General features: G+C 69.5%; 16 protein-coding genes. 4 read left to right on the top strand and 12 right to left on the bottom strand.

All coding sequences use genetic code 11. The annotated features are described in order from the left end of the window. Positions 1–27 precede the first annotated feature (27 nt). Positions 28–408, top strand: coding sequence for a hypothetical protein (locus BLQ03_RS12120; protein ID WP_090756462.1), 381 nt, complete (start codon positions 28–30; stop codon positions 406–408). Here BLQ03_RS12120 and BLQ03_RS12125 read toward each other — a convergent pair. From BLQ03_RS12125 to BLQ03_RS12145, 5 genes are read right to left on the bottom strand one after another with little or no spacing between them, the layout of a single operon-like run. Beyond that, positions 401–1,015, bottom strand: a complete 615-nt coding sequence (locus BLQ03_RS12125) for a glycosyltransferase family 29 protein (protein ID WP_090756463.1) — start codon at positions 1,013–1,015, stop codon at positions 401–403. The genes BLQ03_RS12120 and BLQ03_RS12125 overlap by 8 nt on opposite strands. Then, entirely contained in the window at positions 1,012–2,061 is a 1,050-nt protein-coding gene (locus BLQ03_RS12130; RefSeq protein ID WP_090756466.1) for a glycosyltransferase family 4 protein, read from the bottom strand. The genes BLQ03_RS12125 and BLQ03_RS12130 overlap by 4 nt, the downstream gene beginning before the upstream one ends. After that, entirely contained in the window at positions 2,054–3,244 is a 1,191-nt protein-coding gene (locus tag BLQ03_RS12135) for an MFS transporter (RefSeq protein WP_090756468.1), read from the bottom strand. The genes BLQ03_RS12130 and BLQ03_RS12135 overlap by 8 nt, the downstream gene beginning before the upstream one ends. Positions 3,245–3,299: 55 nt before the next feature. Beyond that, positions 3,300–4,220 carry a glycosyltransferase family 2 protein gene (locus BLQ03_RS12140; RefSeq protein WP_245688873.1) on the bottom strand — a complete coding sequence of 307 codons (921 nt, stop codon included), beginning with the start codon at positions 4,218–4,220 and terminating at the stop codon, positions 3,300–3,302. Positions 4,221–4,229: 9 nt separating this feature from the next. Then, positions 4,230–5,474, bottom strand: a complete 1,245-nt coding sequence (locus tag BLQ03_RS12145) for an MFS transporter (protein WP_090756470.1) — start codon at positions 5,472–5,474, stop codon at positions 4,230–4,232. A gap of 141 nt (positions 5,475–5,615) precedes the next feature. On the opposite strand from BLQ03_RS12145, the gene BLQ03_RS12150 reads away from it, so the two are divergent. Next, the gene (locus BLQ03_RS12150; protein WP_090756471.1) at positions 5,616–6,203 is read left to right on the top strand and encodes a glutathione S-transferase family protein; all 588 of its coding nucleotides are present in this window, start codon (positions 5,616–5,618) and stop codon (positions 6,201–6,203) included. Here BLQ03_RS12150 and BLQ03_RS12155 read toward each other — a convergent pair. The 5 genes from BLQ03_RS12155 to BLQ03_RS12175 form a co-directional block, all read right to left on the bottom strand. Next, the gene (locus BLQ03_RS12155) at positions 6,179–7,426 is read right to left on the bottom strand and encodes a BaiN/RdsA family NAD(P)/FAD-dependent oxidoreductase (RefSeq protein ID WP_090756473.1); all 1,248 of its coding nucleotides are present in this window, start codon (positions 7,424–7,426) and stop codon (positions 6,179–6,181) included. The genes BLQ03_RS12150 and BLQ03_RS12155 overlap by 25 nt on opposite strands. Then, the gene (gene holA, locus BLQ03_RS12160) at positions 7,423–8,451 is read right to left on the bottom strand and encodes a DNA polymerase III subunit delta (protein WP_090756475.1); all 1,029 of its coding nucleotides are present in this window, start codon (positions 8,449–8,451) and stop codon (positions 7,423–7,425) included. The genes BLQ03_RS12155 and holA overlap by 4 nt, the downstream gene beginning before the upstream one ends. Positions 8,452–8,455: 4 nt before the next feature. Continuing rightward, positions 8,456–8,926, bottom strand: coding sequence for an LPS assembly lipoprotein LptE (lptE, locus tag BLQ03_RS12165; RefSeq protein WP_090756477.1), 471 nt, complete (start codon positions 8,924–8,926; stop codon positions 8,456–8,458). Continuing rightward, entirely contained in the window at positions 8,913–11,525 is a 2,613-nt protein-coding gene (gene leuS, locus BLQ03_RS12170; RefSeq protein WP_090756479.1) for a leucine--tRNA ligase, read from the bottom strand. The genes lptE and leuS overlap by 14 nt, the downstream gene beginning before the upstream one ends. Positions 11,526–11,591: 66 nt before the next feature. After that, positions 11,592–12,077, bottom strand: coding sequence for a DUF3576 domain-containing protein (locus BLQ03_RS12175; protein WP_245688875.1), 486 nt, complete (start codon positions 12,075–12,077; stop codon positions 11,592–11,594). A gap of 278 nt (positions 12,078–12,355) precedes the next feature. Here BLQ03_RS12175 and BLQ03_RS12180 point away from each other — a divergent pair, with 278 nt between their 5' ends. Beyond that, positions 12,356–13,408: a porin gene (locus tag BLQ03_RS12180; protein ID WP_090756481.1), complete on the top strand. Its 1,053-nt coding sequence runs from the start codon at positions 12,356–12,358 to the stop codon at positions 13,406–13,408. Between the two features lie 89 nt (positions 13,409–13,497). After that, a complete protein-coding gene (locus BLQ03_RS12185; RefSeq protein WP_090756483.1) occupies positions 13,498–14,184 on the top strand; it encodes a YggS family pyridoxal phosphate-dependent enzyme in 687 nt (228 codons plus the stop codon). 546 nt (positions 14,185–14,730) lie between these two features. On the opposite strand, the gene BLQ03_RS12190 is transcribed toward BLQ03_RS12185, so the two are convergent. Both BLQ03_RS12190 and BLQ03_RS12195 read right to left on the bottom strand, forming a co-directional pair. Continuing rightward, on the bottom strand, positions 14,731–16,311 hold the full coding sequence (locus BLQ03_RS12190) for a PAS domain-containing protein (protein ID WP_090756485.1): 1,581 nt from the start codon (positions 16,309–16,311) through the stop codon (positions 14,731–14,733). An 81-nt stretch (positions 16,312–16,392) separates the two neighbouring features. Continuing rightward, positions 16,393–17,739 carry an ActS/PrrB/RegB family redox-sensitive histidine kinase gene (locus tag BLQ03_RS12195; protein WP_090756487.1) on the bottom strand — a complete coding sequence of 449 codons (1,347 nt, stop codon included), beginning with the start codon at positions 17,737–17,739 and terminating at the stop codon, positions 16,393–16,395. Positions 17,740–17,769: the final 30 nt, after the last annotated feature.

Consider the following 17,769-nt stretch of genomic DNA (forward strand, 5'->3'; position numbering starts at 1 on the left):
GGGTGAGACAATGAAGGGGGCAAGGTGATGGGGAACCTGATGGTTCTGGCCGTGAAGGAGCCCGTGCATGTCGATGCGCGGCGCCTGAGCGAGATCGTGGACGAACTGGGCGAGACGGCGGCCAATGACGTGATCTGCGTGGCGCTGGAACAGTTGGCGCAGGCGCTGGCGGATGCGCGGCAGGCCGCGATGGCGGGCGACATGGCCGGGCTGACGGCCCGGGCCGAGATGCTGTCGCGGCTGGCCTGGCAGGTGGGACTGACCTCTCTGGCGGGCGTGGCCGTCGATGTGGCCGCCTGTGCCGAGCGGCGCGACGGGATCGGCCTGTCGGCCACGCTGGCGCGGCTGATGCGGATCGGCAACCGCTCGCTGACCGAGATCTGGGACGAGCGGCAGGGCCTCAACTGATCCGCAGCCGCGGGTCCGCCCCGGCGCGGGCGCGGACCCATTCGGCCTCGGCCGCGAAGTCATGGGGCACTTGCGCCGCGCTGCGCGACCCGGACAGCGATTGCGAGGCGAAGAAGTCGAAGCCGTAGAGGGTCAGCGAGGCAAGGGGCGCGCGCAGCAGAAGCTCGATCGCCATGATCCCCGTGCTGGGCGGTGCGCCCAGGGCATGGGCAAGCGCGTGATAGTCGTCCAGGGGATGCAGGTAGAAGCCGGGGCCGCGCGCGGTCGTCCAGTCCAGCCGCTTGCGCTTGGGCGACATCCACAGAATGCGCCGGGGGTCCAGCCTCTCTCGGTCGGCCAAGGGCAGCCGGACGGCCAGCGCCAGCCAGTCGGTGCGCGTCCCGTGGCTTTCGGCCGAGGTCATGGGCGCGCGGTTGACCCGCACCACCAGGTCGGCCGCGTCGATGGCGGCGCCATGCCGCCGGTCCGATAGCGCGCGGGCGTTGCCGACCAGCGCGACCCGCTTGCCTGCGGCGGCGGCCAGCAGTTCGGCCTGCGGCACGGAAAGCGAGGCAATGGCGGCCTCGTTCCGCAATGTCCGGGCGATGTGAAAGCCCAGCCGGTTCATCGCGCCTGATCCAGCAGGCGGTGATAGACGGCGACGATTGCGCGCGCCTCCGACTCGATGGCGTGGTTTTCCTCGACATGGGCGCGGGCGGCGCGGCCTGCGGCCTCGCGGCCTGCATCGTCGGACAGCCAGTGGTCCAGCGCGGCGGCCAGTGCATCCACATCCTCGCGCGGAACCAGCGTGCCGGTCTCGCCATCGCGGATCAGCGTCTCGTAGGCGCCCACGCGCGCGGCAACGACGGGAACGCCGCTGGCCATCGCCTCGAGCGGGGTCAGCCCGAAGCCCTCCCACCGGGCAGGGGCTGCAAACAGGTCGAGCGCGCGGTAAAGCCTCACGACCTCGCCCCAAGGGATCTCGCCCAGAAAGCGGATGCGGTCCCCCAGACCTGCCGCCTTCGCCTTCGCCACCAGATCATCTGCAAAGGCGCGGTTATCCGCCGTGATGCGCCCGCTGAAGACAAGTTGTGCCCGAGGGTGGCGGGGGAAGACGCGCAGCGCAGCCTCGACCAGCAGGTCCACGCCCTTCTGCGCCCGGACCCGGCCGAAGCAGCCGACCAGCAGCGCGTCCGGGTCCATCCCCATCTCGCGCCGCAGGGCCGCCCGGTCCTTTGCAGGATGGAAGACCTGCGTGTCCACGCCATGCAGGATCACCGTCGCGGGGCGTTCCAGGTAGCCTGCCGCTTGGGGCGAGGTGGCGATCAGCGCGTCCTGCCTTCGGACCAGCCAGCGGGTAAAGCCCGTGTGCCGCCGCTGCGCCGCGCTGGTGAACAGCAGCCAATAGCGGCGGCGCAGGACATGGCGCAGGATCAGTCCCAAAGCCATTTCCGTGTTCCGCCGCGCGTGCCAGACCCGCCAGCACTCGCGCGGCAGGGTCGCCGCGCGGATCAGGGGGATATGCGGCAGGTCCGGCGGCAGCCCTGGCCCGGTCGCCACGATCCCGATCATCCGTGCCTGCACGGGGATCAGCCGCACCACCGTCGCCGTCACCCCGGACAACCGGCGCTTGAGGTTCGGGGCCACGACCTCGATCTGCTTCGCGTCAGGCATCCGCGGCCTCGGGCGTTCTCAGGTAAATGACCATGCCGATCACCACGGGGACCAGAAAGAACAGGAACAGCAGCGCATAGGATTGCGCCGGGGCGAACAGCGCGTCGGTCGCGTGGTGCACGGGGCGCGAGGCGAACTGCATCACCCCGACCCCGCCGACCGAGATCATGTTGAGAAAGGTGACCCCGCGCCCGACCAGATGTACCGGCAGAAGCCCGCGCGCATGGGCCATCAGCAGCGCGTAGTTGGTGCCGCACATCCCCAGCGCCGCCAGCAGCGCGACCGACAGCCCCAGCGACAGCGCGGGCAGCAGGCACAGTCCCGCCAGCGCCCCGATCGCCAGCACGTGCCCCGCCACCGCCGCTCGGCGCGGCGACCGGCACAGCCAGACGAAGCGCCCCGCTAGAAGGTTGCCCGCCACCATGGCGATGCCCATGGCCATTGTGGCCTTGCCGATCGCCGCGTCGCCCGCGTCGAAGACGTCGCGCAGGTAGGGCGCGGCCCAAAGGCCCCGGATCGCGGCCGAGACGGCATAGCTTCCGGCGATCAGCGGCAGCATCAGCCACAGCACGCGCAGCCGCAGCACGTCCGCTATCCGCCCGCGCGGGGCGTCGGCCGCATGGGCCGGATCGCGCACCAGCCACATCTGCAGGCCCGCGACCAGCAGCGTGGCGCCTGTCAGCAGCCACAGCGCGTTCCGCCATCCCGCCGAATGGATCAGCGCGACCAGCGGCGCGGTACCGAGGATGTCCCCTAGCGAGCCGAAGCCCACGACCAGCCCCGTCATGCCCGCGAAGACGGCCGGCGGAAATTCATGCGCGAGGATGTAGTAGGCCGCCATCAGCGCGGGCGCGCAGCCGATCCCGATCAGCGCCATCGCCAGATGCAGGTGCCAGACCTGCGTGGCCAGCGCGAAGATCGCGGCGCCGCCGCCTCCGCCAAGTGCCAGCAGGACCGCCGCCGTCCGCTTCGGCCCGATGTTGTCCAGTGCCCAGCCCACGGGAACCTGCACCGCCGCGAAGCTGATGAACCACATCCCTGACGAGATGGCGAGATCGCCCGCGCTCGCCCCCAGTTCGGCCTGCAGGGTCGAGCTCAGCACCGCCAGGAAGGCGCGGTAGAACTGGCTGAGGACATAGCCCAGTGTCAGGGCCACCAGGCCGGGGTGCAGGAACAGGCTCATCGGATCTCCGGACAGGACGGCGCGAGGCTGGGCCAGCGGGCAGGCGGTTGCAAGGTCAGACCCGCCCCAGCGCGGCGGCCAGCCACAGCGCGGCCTGCGACAGTTGCCCCTGCCGGTAGAAGCCCCCGCGCCGCAGGGCCCGCAGCCGCGCCAATGCGCCGGGGCCGGCCAGCGCGGCGAAGTCGTCCAGAAGGGGGCGGTTCTCGGGCGTCAGCCGGTTGCGCAGGCGCTGCATCTCGCGCAGGTTCGCGCGGCTCCAGTCGCGGTGGCGGCCGTTCAGCATCCGGTTCAGGCTTGCCAGCCTTGCGCCTGCGCTGTCATTCGCGCCCACGACATTCGCGCCATGCTGGCGATAGAGCAGCGACGGCCAGGGATCGTGGATCACCCGCCCCCCGGCGCCGCTCACCAGCTGGTAGAGCCACCAGTCGTGCATCACGACTTTTCCCGCGCCCTGCGCCCCCGCGCGGGCCAGCGCGGGAGCGGCAGGGTTCAGGACGGCCGTGTTCCCCTGCACGAGGTTCTGCACCAGCGCGTGCCGGAACGAGGGCGGGCGGACCGGCAGGTGGGAAAGGCCCAAGGGCCCCAGAGCCTCGTCGCAGATCTGGACCCGGCTGCAATAAAGCGCCGGTTGATCGCCGCCGGATTCCAGCGCCGCCAAGGCTCGCGACAGCTTGTCCGCGTGCCAGACGTCGTCCTGGTCGGCCAGCGCCACATGTCTTGGCGCCTCGGGCAGGCCCGCCAGCAGCGTCATGAAATTGGCGGCGGCGCCTTGGCACGGCCCGGCGCGCAGCTCGACGCGCCCGGGCCATTCGCGGGCGAACTCCTGCACGATCTGCGGCCCTGCATCATTCGAGCCGTCATCCCCGACCACCAGCTTCCAGTCGGCGGTCTGCGCGGCAATGCTGTCCAGTTGCGCGCGCAGGTAGCGTTCGCCTTGGTAAAGCGCCATCAGCACCGTGACCTGCGGCTGGGGCAAGCCCAGGCCTCAGGCGGGCGTGGCGGCGAGGCTGCGGGAAGGCGCCTCGCGCACCGGCAGGTGGATCAGGGCCGAGAAGGCGCCCACGCCCACGCCGACCCACCACACCATCGTGTAGTCGCCGTAAACGTCATACAGTCGCCCACCCAGCCAGACGCCCAGGAAAGAGCCGATCTGGTGGGACAGGAAGACGAAGCCGTAAAGCGTCCCCATGTAGCGCAGTCCGTAGATATGGGCGACCAGCCCCGAGGTCAGCGGCACGGTGGCCAGCCACAGCGCGCCCATGGACAGCGAGAAGACCACCACTGTCGCGGGCGTGATCGGCGTCAGGATGAACCAGGCCGAGATCACCGTCCGCAGCGTGTAGATCCCGGCCAGCAGGTACTTGCGGGTGTATTTCTTCCCCAGCCAGCCCGACAGGATCGAGCCCGCGATGTTGGCCAGCCCGATCAGCGAGATCGCGACAGCCCCGAGCGCCGAGGTCGTGGTGATTCCCAGTGCCGCAAGGCCGCCGTCGGGGGCGATGGGGCCGCACATCTCGGTGATCATGGCGGGGAAATGCGCGGTGATGAAGCCAAGCTGGTAGCCGCAGGAAAAGAAGCCCGCGAAGATCATCAGGTAACTCGGATCGGTAAAGGCGCGGCGCAGCACGGCACCCATGCTTTCCTCAAGCTCATGCTGGGGCGCGGGCCTGGTGTTGCCCAGCATCGGCAGGAACAGCAGCACCGCCAGGATCAGGACGGCGAAGACCATGAAGACCTGCTGCCAGGGCAGGAACGCCAGCAGCCCCTGCGCCAAGGGCGCCCCCACGACCTGACCCGCCGAGCCCGCGGCCGTGGCGATCCCCAGCGCGAGGCTGCGGTTCTCGTCGCTGCTGGCGCGGCCGATCACCGCCAGCACCACCCCGAAGCCCGTGCCCGCGATGCCGAAGCCCACCGCGATTTCCCACAGCTGCATCGCCTCGGGGGTGGTGGCGACGGCCGTCATCAGCAGCCCCAGCGAATAAAGCGCCGCGCCCAGGATGATCGCCCACCGGTCACCCCAGCGTTCCGCCAAGGCGCCGAACAGCGGCTGACCGAAGCCCCAGGCAAGGTTCTGGATGGCGATGGCAAGGCTGAACTCGGCCCGCGGCCAGCCGAAGGTGTCGGCCACGGGAATCTGGAAGACGCCGAAACTGGCGCGCAGGGTGAAGTTGATCAGCAGGATCAGGCACCCGCCGACCAGGATCGGGGTGAACAGGCGGGACTGGGACATGGGCGCTCCTCGGGGACGGGATGCAGATGACACTGCGTCGGACGGGCCGTCAATGGGCCGACGGAACGGGCCTGCCTTCACGCTTTGCTAACGCCTGCATGGCAGGATGCAGCGCTTGAGGCGTCGGACGGCGAGGAACGGATGTACAAGGTGATCGGCTACGGGGGCACGCGGGCCTTCCGACTGCTGTGGATGCTGGAGGAACTGCATATCCCTCACCGGCACGACCGGGTGATGCCCTTCACCCAGGCCGCGCGCGATGCCGTGCCGGGCGGCCGCCTGCCCGCGCTGGAACTGCGCGACGGGACGATCCTGCAGGACTCGACGGCGATCCTGTCGTTTCTGGCGGATCGCTACGGCGCGCTGACCCATCCGCCCGGCTCGGTCGAGCGGGCGGTGCAGGACGGCTGGACCCACCGCGTGGGCGAACGGATCGACGGCCCGCTGATGAACTGGACGACCTTCATGCAGGGCCACGGAACGCCTCCTGTCCCCGAGGTGCGCACCTGGGTGGCGGACTGCCTGGCAGAAGGCTTCGCGGCCGTGGCCGAGTCCCTGCCCGACACTTCCTGGGTGACAGGGGAAGAATTCACCATCGCGGACATCGTGCTGGGCCATTGCCTGCACTGGGCCGAGCGCTACCAGACAATGCCCGAGGATGCGCGGCTGCGGGCCTATCTCGCGCGTGTGCGGCGGCGCCCGGCCTATCTGGCGGCCGACAGCTCCTGATCCAGGTGCCGGGCGGCGGCATGTCCCGCGTGCCGCCCGGTGGCCATGCAGGTGGTCAGCAGATAGCCGCCTGTCGGCGCTTCCCAGTCCAGCATCTCGCCGGCGGCGAAGACGCCCGGCCGCGCCTTCAGCTCCAGGTCGGGCGAAAGCGCGCCGGCCTCGATGCCGCCGGCCGAGGAGATGGCCCGTTCGATCGGCATGGGTCCCGCGTGCCGCAAGGGCAGCGCCTTGATCCGGGCAGCCAGAGCGGCCGGGCCCGCAGGCAGCGGACGTCCCCATTCCAGCAGCAGCGCGACCCTGACCGGATCGCCCAAGACCCGCCTCAGCCAGTTGCCGACCGAGAGCTTCCCGCGCGGCCGCGCCAGTCGCCCGGCCAGCGCCCCGGCATCCAGGTCAGGCGCCAGATCGACGAAGCCTTCTGCGCCATCCCTCAGCGCCGCCGAGATCTCGTAAACCGCGCCACCCTCGATCCCGGCGGCCGTCAGCACCCATTCGCCCCGGCTTTCCAGCGCCCCCGCCGACAGCCGCGTGCCCTTGACCGCCGCACCATGCAGCGGTGCCATCGCCGCCGACCAGTCCACGCGGAACCCCATGTTCGCGGGTCGGAAGGGCGCGACTGCCACGCCCGTCGCGCGCAGCCACGGCACCCAGGCAGCATCCGATCCCAGCCGTGGCCAGCTTGCTCCCCCCAGGGCCAGCACCGTAGTGCCTGCGCGCAGGATGCGCGGTCCCTCCGGCGTGTCGAAGACCAATCCCTCGGCTTCGAACCCCCTCCACCGCCAGCGCAGCCGCAACTCGGCCCCTTGCAAGGCCAACCGTGCCAACCAGGCCCGCAGCAGGGGCGAGGCCTTCATGCCTACCGGGAACACCCGCCCGGTCGAGCCCGCGAACAGCTCGATCCCCAGGCCCCGCGCCCAGTCCATCACCTCGGCCGGGCCGAAGCCCGCGACGACGGCCTGCAGTTCTTCTTCGCCGAAATATCCCGGGGGAGCGTCCCGCAGGGACGCGGGGGCAGCGCCCCCGACCACCCGCGCCGCGAACAGTTCGGCCGGCTCGTCCTTGGTCAGATTCAGTCCCGACTTTCCCGCCATCAGGAACTTCCGCGCGGGCGAGGGCATGGCCTCCGCGATCACCACCCGGTGCCCTGCCGCGCCCAGCACCTCGGCCGCCATCAGCCCGGCGGGACCTGCGCCGATCACCAGCGCCGGGACCTCCTCGGTCACCGCCGCCCCCGTGGCATCATCGCCAGCCGGATCAGCGCGCGTTCCATCACCGCCATGGCCGGCGCGCGCGAGGACGAGCGCAGCGTCAGGTCCGTGTCGATCAGCAGATGCAGCGCCTCCTCGAGCGCGCGCATCCCCCAAGCCTGCGCCTGCCGCGCCATGCGGTCGCGGCGCGGCCCGAAGACGGGGGGACGCAGCCGCCCGATTCCCGCCGCAGCCCCGCCGGGGTCCGAGGCCGCCGTGTGCAGCGCCCGGAAATGTCGCAGCGCCGCGATGCAGATCGTGACGGGCAGGATGCCCTGCGTCTCGACCCGCCGCATCAGCGCGCCCAGGCTGTCCGAGCGGCCCTCGGCCACCGCCTCGACCAATTCATCCACGTCGGTCTCGACGGTCGCTGGGGCCAGTGCGGCGATCTCGTCGGGGGTCAGCGGGCTCTCGTCGCCGTATTTGTAAAGCCCGATCTTCTCGACCGTCTGGCGGAAGTCGCCGGGGTCCAGCGCGCGCGCGAGCGCCGTCAGGTCGCGCATGGCGGCGGGCGGCACGGCGCGCAGGCCGGCATCGGCCAGCCAGCGCGAAATCTCCTCCTCGCCCGGCGGGTCGTCGTAGATGGGAGCAACCACAGCCGCCTTGTGCGGCTCGAAGAGCTTGCGCAGCGCCGAGGTCTTGCCCAGGCCTCCGGCCGTCACGACGATCACCGCGTCGCCATGAGCCCAGGCCTCCAGTGCCGCGGCAATGGCGGGGGCAGCGGCGTCGTTCGCCTCCTCGACCAGCACCACGCGGGGCCCGGGGAAGAAACCCACGGCCTTGATCTCGTCCATGAGCGCGGCCGCGTCCCGGCGCAGGTCGCCGCCGGCAAGCCGGGTCAGGCGCATCTCGGCCTCGGCATCGGGGCCGGTCAGGGCCGCCACGGCCTCGGCCCGCTTCAGGGCCACGCGCATCGCGTCCTGCCCGTAGATCAACAGGGCGGGCCGGGTCGGGTCGGGGCGCGCGAGATAGCGCGCGATCTCGGCGCCCTTGAGGATCATGGGTTCAGGGCACCGTGGCCAGAAGCCGCGTCACCACCAGGTCGGCCAGCATCACGGCCAGCCGGCCCCGCGCATCCTGCTCGGCCGCGTTGGTGGCGATCACCGTGCCTTCGGTCGAATAGCTCGAGAAGTTGCTGACCTCGCCCTGCGCCACCACCGCGCCCGTGGCCGCCTCGGTCAGCGTGTAGGTGGCGGTGCCGTTCAGCGAATAGCGGGTTGTCACCTCGTCAGGCGTGATCGCCTGCCCGACCGAGGCGATCTGCAGCCGGTAGCCGAGGTCGTAACGCACCGCCTGCTCGGGGCCGAGCCGCTCGGTCAGGCGGCGCAGGAAGGCATAATCGTCCACCGTCTGCGGATCGGCCACGTGGACCTGGCCCTGCAGCCGCGTGCCCGCGCCGTCCGGCCCGTAGACCGGCTGGAAGCCGCAGGCGGCCAGCGCGCAGGCGGCAGCGAGCGCAGCCCTACGCGACCACATTGACGATCCGCCCCGGCACGACGATCAGCTTGCGCGGCGGCTGGCCGTTCAGGAACCGCTGCACGGTCTCGTCGGCCAGCACGGCCTGCTCGACCTCGGCCTGAGCCATGTCGGCGGGCACGGTGATCTCGCCCCGACGCTTGCCGTTGATCTGGATCGGCAGCGTGACCTCGTTGCTGACCAGCAGCGCAGGGTCGGCCTTGGGCCAGGGCGCATCGACCAATAGCCCCTCGCCGCCCGCCAGCGCCCAGACATCCTCGGCCAGGTGGGGGACCATCGGCCCCATCAGCGCGGCCATGATCCGCAGGACGGCGCGGCGCGGCTCGCCCGAGGCGGACGACTTCGACACGGCATTCGCCAGTTCGTAAAGCTTGGCCACCGCCTTGTTGAAGGCGAAGCCCTCGATGGCGCGGGTCACCTCGTCGATGGCGCGATGGGCGGCGCGCATCAGGTCGGCGTCCTCGCGGTCCCCGGCGCCCTTGTCCTCGGCCAGCCGGTGGACGCGGGACAGGAACTTGGCTGCGGCCTCGGCCCCGGCGGCGGTCCATTCCACATCGCGCTCGGGCGGGCTGTCGGACAGCATGAACCAGCGCGCCGTATCGGCCCCGAAGCTTTGCACGATGTTCACCGGGTCCACGACGTTTTTCTTGGATTTGGACATCTTGGCTGAGGGGATGACGTCGAGTTGTTCGCCGGTAGCACGCAGGAAAACCCCGTTCTCACGACGCTCTACTTCCTCAGGGAGATAGTAAGTAGGCCTATAGGGTTTGGATTCGGCAAGTTCCTGATCAGCTGCCAAACCGGTGCCAAAGACTGGTGCACCTTTCGGCCGATCGACATAGATCTCATGCGTCACCATGCCCTGGGTGAACAGCGCGTCGAAGGGTTCCTTCGCCGTCTCGGGCAGGTGCCCGGTCTTGACCATCGCGCGGGCGAAGAAGCGGGAATAGAGCAGGTGCAGGATCGCGTGCTCGATGCCGCCGATATACTGGTCCACATTCATCCAGTAGTCGGCATCCTCGCGCAGCGTGGGCGTGGCCGCATGCGGCGCGGTGAAGCGCGCGTAATACCAGGACGAATCGACGAATGTGTCCATCGTGTCCGTCTCGCGCCTCGCCTGCCCGCCGCATTTCGGGCAGGTCGCCTGCCGCCAGGTCGGGTGGCGGTCCAGCGGGTTGCCCGGCACGTCGAAGCTGACGTCGCGGGGCAGCAGGACGGGTAGGTTCTGCTTGGCCTCGGGCACCGTGCCGCAGCTTTCGCAATGGACGACCGGGATCGGGCAGCCCCAGTAGCGCTGGCGCGAGATGCCCCAGTCGCGCAGGCGGAACTTGGTCACGCCCTCGCCATAGCCCTGCGTCGCGGCATGCTGGATGGCGGCGTCCACGGCCGCCTCTCCGGTCTGGTCACGCTTGCCCGAGAAGCCGCGGACATAGGTGACGGTCTCGGATTTCAGCGGAACGTAGGGTTCGTCGGCGACAAACGCATCGGCCTCGGCCTCGGTCATGCCGGGCTTGCCAAAGGTTGCCCGGATCGGCAGCCCGTATCTGCGGGCGAAGTCATGGTCGCGCTGGTCATGCGCGGGCGAGCCGAAGATCGCCCCCGTGCCGTAGTCCATCAGCACGAAGTTCGCGATCCAGACCGGCAGTTCCCAATTCGGGTCCAGCGGGTGGCGGACGCGGATGCCTGTGTCGATGCCCACCTTCTCGGCCTTCTCCAGCGCCTCTTCCGAGGTGCCGATCTTGCGCGCCTCGGCGGCGAAGGCATCGAGCCGCGCATCCCCGGCCTCGAGTGCCTTGGCCAAGGGATGATCGGGCGACAGCGCCACGAAGGACGCCCCCATCAGCGTGTCGGGGCGGGTGGTGTAGACCTCGATCCGGTCGAAACCGTCGGGCGCATTCACGGTATCGAAGCGGAACTGCAACCCGCGCGACCGCCCGATCCAGTTCGCCTGCATCAGCCGGACCTTTTCGGGCCAGCCCTTCAGGGTCTCCAGCGCCTCCAGCAGCTCCTCGGAGTAATTCGAGATGCGGAAGAACCACTGCGTCAGTTCCCGCCGCTCGACGGGCGCGTTCGACCGCCAGCCCTTGCCGTCGATCACCTGCTCGTTGGCCAGAACCGTCATGTCCACCGGGTCCCAGTTGACCACGGCGTTCTTGCGATAGATCAGCCCGGCGTCGAGGAAATCGAGGAACAGGGCCTGCTGCTGGGCCACGTAGTCGTCGTCGCAGGTGGCGAACTCGCGGCTCCAGTCGATCGAAAGGCCCAGGGGCTTCAGCTGGTCGCGCATGGTGGCAATGTTGCCATAGGTCCAGTCGCGCGGATGGCCGCCCTGTTCCATCGCGGCGTTCTCGGCCGGCATCCCGAAGGCGTCCCAGCCCATCGGGTGCAGCACGCTGAATCCCTGCGCCCGCTTGTAGCGCGCCACCACGTCGCCCATCGTGTAGTTGCGGACATGCCCCATGTGGATGCGCCCCGAAGGGTAGGGGAACATTTCCAGCACGTAATACTTGGGCCGCTCGTCCCGGACGGCCCGGAAGCTGCCGGCCTTTTCCCACGCCTCTTGCCAGCGCTTTTCGCTATGGGCGGGATCATAGGGCATGGCGGGACTCCGGGCGGTGAAATGGCCCGGCGGGTTTAGCCCTGCAAGGGGGACAGGTCCAGCGGCTTACAATTGCCCGTCGCGGACGCGCAGCTGCCGGGCGCGGGTCAGGATGGCATCCTCGACCGCCCGGACCGTGTCGGGTGCGACGGCCGCGCCGCCGGCCCCCTGAAGCGAGACCTTGAGGCTGCGCGCATCCAGCGCCGGGTCCGACACCTTGATCGTGGCGCGATAGGCGCGCCCCCCGCCCGGAGGCGTGCCGTAGCCCGTGACGATCACGCCCGTGAAGGGATCGACCGTCTGGATCGGAAGGAAGTCCAGCACCTCGAGGCTCGCGTTCCACAGGTAGCGGTTCACCGCGACCATGCGCTGCGGATCGCCGCTGTTGGAAAACAGGTCCCAGATCGTGGAGCGGCGCGGCTGGGCGGCCTCGCGCGCCTCGTGCTGCGAGGCGGGAAGCCCGCCCTGGCCGCAGGCCGCAAGCGCGCAAAGCGACAGGACCGCGGCAAGGCGCATCGGGTGGCGGATCGTCAAGGCGGCGCGAATGGTCATGGCAGGATCATCCCGAAGGCCCCGGTGTCAGGGCGTTGGGGCAGGCATAGCTTGTTTGCCCGCGGGACGACAAGCGCCCCTGCAGAAGACGTCCCGCAAGCAGGCGGGACAGGGGCGACGCCCTGCCGCAACGGACTGTGGCGCTTGTGCATCACGGTCTCGTCAAGTCGCCATGGCCCGGGCCAATTCGTTGCAATGTGGACCTTAAAGCGCGAGACCTGAAGCACACCCATTCTGCTCAATCGGATTGGGGACAGAGAGAGACAAGAGGGAAAGCCATGAAAAAGCTTCTGATCGCCACCAGCGCGCTGGTTGCCCTGACGGGTGCCGCGTCCGCTGAGGTCGCCCTGACCGGCGACGGCCGCATGGGTCTGGTGTGGGACGGTGAAAACGCGCAGTTCTCCAGCCGCGTTCGCGCCAAGTTCAACCTGTCGGGCGAAACCGACTCGGGTCTGTCGTTCGGTGGTTCGTTCCGCGTCGACCAGGAGAACTACTCCGCTGCTCCGGAAAGCCGTTCGGCTGCGCACGGGACCGCCGGCTCGGTCTATGTCTCGGGCACCTTCGGCAAGCTGTCGATGGGCGACGTCGTCTCGGCTGCTGAAGCCGCGATCGGCGACCTGACGGAACTCGGCTACACCAGCGGCGAATTCGCGTCGAACCCGGAAGAAATCGACTTCCTGACCGGCGACGGCGAGAACGAAGAGCAGGGCCCGACCGCTCTGTACGAATACACCTTCAACGGCGTGAACCTGTTCGCGTCGATGACCGACGGCTCGCGTCGCGACTGCTCGGCCAGCAACGTCATCGTCGGCGACCTCGAGTGCTTTGACTTCGACGAAGACGACAGCACCGACGTCGCCTTCTCGCTGGCTGCGGGCTACGAGTTCGGCGCCTACAACGTCGCTCTGGCCTACTCGGAGAACGGTGACGGTCGCGAGATCGTTCTGGGCGGTACCGCTGCGATCAACGAGTTCAAGATCAAGGCCTTCTACGCGGACTACAAGGACCGCGACATCGCCCAGCTCGGCGACTTCGAGTACAACTTCGACGACGACGAAACCACCTTCGAAGTCGACTACGACCGGGCCTATGGTCTGTCGGTCGAATACGCGATGGCCAACGGCGTCGGCATCCAGGGTCTGTGGATCCGCCGCGAGGTCGAGATCCTGGAAGGCTTCGCCGATCTGGCGGAAGACACCTACGACGCCTACGGCATCGGTGCGTCCTACGATCTGGGCGCCGGTGCGACCCTGGCTGGTGCGATCATCAAGAACGAAGTGTTCGAGGACAACGAGACCCGCGCCGACGTGGGTATCAAGTTCCAGTTCTGATCCCTTCGATCAGGCTTGAAACGGATCGAGCGGGCCTTGTGCCCGCTCTTTTCATTTGCGATTCGCCGAACGTGAAAGGATGGCATGCCATGAGCCTTGACGACATCCGGCAGCGTATCGAGACGGCGGCCCGAGCGGCGGGTCGTGACACTGCGGACGTGACCCTGATCGCGGTCAGCAAGCTGCAGCCCGACGCGCGGGTGATAGCCGCGCTGGATGCAGGCCAGCGCGTGTTTGGCGAGAATTATGTGCAGGAGGCGCAGCGGAAATGGCCCGCGCTGCGCGACGGCCGCCCGGGGGTCGAGCTGCACCTGATCGGCCCGCTGCAGTCCAACAAGGCGCGCGCCGCAGTCGAGCTGTTCGACGCGATCCACAGCCTGGACCGCCCCTCGCTGGCACAGCGGCTGGCGCGCAGCGTGCAGGACCTGGGCCGCACGCCCCGGATGTTCGTGCAGGTAAACACCGGGGACGAGCCCCAGAAGGCGGGCATCCTGCCTGCCGAGGCGGACGGCTTCATCGCGCTCTGCCGCAGCCTCGATCTTCCGGTCGCAGGCTGCATGTGCATCCCGCCGGAAGGAGAAGACCCGCTGCCGCATTTCCGTCTGCTGCGCGTGATCGCCGAACGGAACGGCCTGAACGGCCTATCCATGGGCATGAGCGCGGATTTCGAGACCGCCATCGCCGAGGGGGCGACCCATGTGCGGGTGGGCAGCGCAATCTTCGGCGAACGACCGAAGAGGGCAGCCGGAGACGCGGACCCGGCATCCTCGGACTAGGGTCCGGCGAGGTCGCCATGGTTGCCAGGGCATGCCTGAGCCGACTGCACCCCCTTCTGGCCAGATGCCCGATATTCTTGATCCGGAAGGATGCCGCCGCATCCTCCGGTCCAGCAAGCGGAAGCCCGCAGCCTGAAGAGCGGCGTCGCATCTCCCGATGCGGAACCGTTTGGGAGCGGGCCAACTCCTGTGGAGTGTCCCCAATGACGGACGCGCTGTACCGTTCCGCAGGTATGGCTGGAGATACCGGGACAAGGCGCCGGAACGCTGGGCCGGATGCCCAAGGGGGCTGGCCGTGGCGCAGACTGTCGCATGCCGAAGTCGGCGACATGGCCGTCGATTACCCACTCGCGTCATATCTGAAACACGCCAGAGACATCATCCCAGGAACATAACACAGGCGGGATTGCAGCCGCAGCGTCCGGACCGGCAGGACGACCTTGGCACACTTTCCGGCAGGCGTTCACCTTCCATTGCGGAACGCATGAACTGCCGCCAGACCCGCGCCTCCGGTCTGACTGGCGAGCCTCGGGCAGATAGGATTCCTCAGGCTGCTCCTGCCGTCGCCCGAGTTGCCGCGCTGCCCGAGGGCTCCCGTCCTGCTAGCAAGACGGCTGCGTCCGTGGTCAGCGTGCCCGTCATCGGGGGGGCGAACTGCACCATCCGGCGGCCGGCCGACAAGGGGCGCACCCGCCAGGACAGGATCGAGCGGTCGGGTCCCGCGATCGCGCCCTGCAGGGGGGCCTCGCCCCGGTCCGAGGCGAGCGCGCGGCGCAGGCTCTGGTAGCCGGGGCTGTCCGCCGCGATGCGCCGCCACAGGTCCAGGTAGCCGCGCAGGCTCTCGGCCGCCCTGGCGCCCCAGATTGCTTCGAAGGCGCGGTTTGCGCTGAGCACGCGACCGTCCGAATCGAAGATGGCGACCGCCGCGTCGATCCCGTCCAGGATCTCGGCCCCAAGCGACAATTCTGCCTTGAAGCGGCGCGTCATGGCGATCTCGCCCGTGATGTCCTCGAACAGGAAGGCGATAGCCCCATCGGGGTGGGGGCGCCCGGTCACCCGATAGGTCTGTCCGCCCGGCAGCGACCAGGTCTCGACATGGCGGCCCGAGGCCGCCTCGGCCTCCAGGGTGGCGATGGTGTTGCGCCAGCTGGCATAGTCCTTGGGCTCGGGCACCATGCGCAGCTCGCGCAAGCCATCCAGCAGCGCGTGCAGGGTGGGGCGGGCGGTCAGAAAGCCGATGGACAGCCCTGTCAGGTCCATCAGGGCCGGGTTGAACAGCTGAAGCCGCCGATCGCGGTCGAAGATCGCAAGCCCCGTCGGCAGGTCGGCGAAGGTCTTGGTCAGCGTCTGGACAAATTCGCGCAGGCTGCGCTCGGCCCGCACGGCGCTGTCGGCGGGCACCGCGAAGATCGTGCGGTGCCCCTCGCCCGGCTGCAGGTGACAGTCGAACCAGCGCAGCTGCTCGTCGCCCTCGATCTGGGCGCGGGTCGTGCCCTCGGCCTCGGGCGGCAGGGTGATCAGGCGCGGCAGGGGCCAGCGCGTTTCGTCCGTCAGCTGCGCCTCGACCGCGCAGAGATAGGCGGCATTCGCCCAGACCACCGCGCCCGCGTCATTCTCGCGCCAGATCAGCACCGGGGCATGATCGACCGAGTCCCGCAGGATCGACAGCTCATCCTCCAGCGCGGCAAGGGAGTGGGCGTTGACGGTGATCCCGGCATGTTCGAGCCGCGGGTCCACGACCTCGATCCGGACAAGCCCGCTGCCCAGGTTCTGCAGGTCCAGGCGCAAGCCGGAAAGGCCCCCCTGCGCCGCCAGCGTGGCCGTGCCGTCCTGCGCCGCCAATTCCAGAAGGCGCTGGGGTTCATCGAACCGCTGGGCAAGCCAGGTCCAGAGCTGCGCCCAGTCCCCTTCACCAGGAAGGGCCTCGATCAGCGTCTTGGCCGGGCCGGTCGCGTCGATCAGGCAACGGTCGCGGAACAGGAAGGCGACCGGCTCGGCGTCGGGGCGCGCCGCAGGGGTCCGTTGCGCGCGCCGTCCCATGCCTGTCCACTGCGCCAGGGCGAGTCCGACCAGGACCGAGACAACCCCTGCCGCAAGGGCCAGCCCCACCGTGATGCCATCCGTCATGCGCCGTCCGCCGCGTCCTGTCCGGCGAGCGTGATAGCAGCTTGCGCCTTAAGAAATGGTTAAGCGGCAACCATGCCGCGATCAATCCGCGATTGCGGGGTTGGGCCCGAGGGCGGCACGATCATCGGCCAGGATCGCCGCCTGGGGCCAGGTCACCCGGGCGACCGCGCCCTCCCGGTTGAAGAAGGCCACCGTGCCACCGCTGCGTTCCAGCAGCGTCCGCGCGATGAAGAGGCCGAGTCCCATCCCCTCGTAGGGGCCAGAGGACGTCCCCGCCTTTCGGGTGGACAGATAGGGCTCGCCCAACCGTCCCAGCAGATGGGGCGGATAGCCTGGGCCGTCGTCCCGGATCTCCACCACGATCCGGCCGTGCTCGTGGCTGGCGTGGACCTCGACATTGGCCGAGGCGAAATCGACCGCGTTCTGGATGAGGTTGCGCAGGGCGTGGATCAGCCCCGCGTCGCGCCGGATGACCAGGGCGCCCGCCGCGCCAAGCTCCATTCCGATCCGGGCGCCGCGCTGGCGGTGGGGCGCCGCGGCCTCGTCCAGCACATCGGCCAAGGGCGCGGAATGCAGCAGCAGGTCGTCCTTGCCGGCCGAGCCCATGCTGCGCAGGATGTCGCGGCAGCGATCGACCGAGCGGCGCAGTTCGGCCAGGTCCTCGGCGATCTCGGGGCGGTCCGCGAACTCGTCGGCGAGTTCGCCCGCGATCAGCTTGATGGTGGCAAGGGGCGTGCCCATCTCGTGCGCGGCCGCCGCGACGACCCCGCCGAGGTGCTGCAGCCGCTGCTCGCGCGCGAGCCCCATCTGCGTCGCGGCCAGCGCGTCCGCCGTCGCGCGCAGATCCGACGAGACGCGCCAGACACAGAGGGCGAAGAAGGCGCCGCCGATGAACAGTTCCAGCACGCGCCCGACATACAGCGCCACCTCGGGGCGCAGGGGTCCGGGCAGGAAGGTCAGCGGCACGCCCGCGCCCGTCATCACCACCAACATCGCCGCCGTGGTGGCTGCCAGCACGAGGATGTGGCGCAGGGGCAGCACCGTTGCGCCGATGGTCAGGGGCGACAGCACGAACAGCGCGAAGGGATTGCCGATGCCGCCGGTCAGGGTCAGCAGCGCCCCCGTCTGCAGCGTGTCGAAGCCCAGCTGCGCCAGCGCATGCCGGTCATCCGTACGCTGCACCCTGATGCCCAGGAGCAGGTTCATCGCAACCGCTGCCGCCATCACCAGTGCCACGGGGGCCAAGGGGAAGCGCGCGCCCACGGCCCAGGCCCCCACGACCGCTGCGGCCTGTCCCACAAGCGCGATCCAGCGGGCGGCGATCAGCGTGCGCGGGCGGACGGGTCCTGGACGAAGGCGGCCCTGCAGGAGCCTTGCGCCGTTGGTGGCGGGCAGAGGGTCGTGGCGTGTGGAAAACTTCGGTGGCATGATGCGGGCCTTGCCTCGTTGGCGTGACGG

The organism is Paracoccus chinensis (genome assembly GCF_900102885.1).
Taxonomy (GTDB): domain Bacteria; phylum Pseudomonadota; class Alphaproteobacteria; order Rhodobacterales; family Rhodobacteraceae; genus Paracoccus; species Paracoccus chinensis.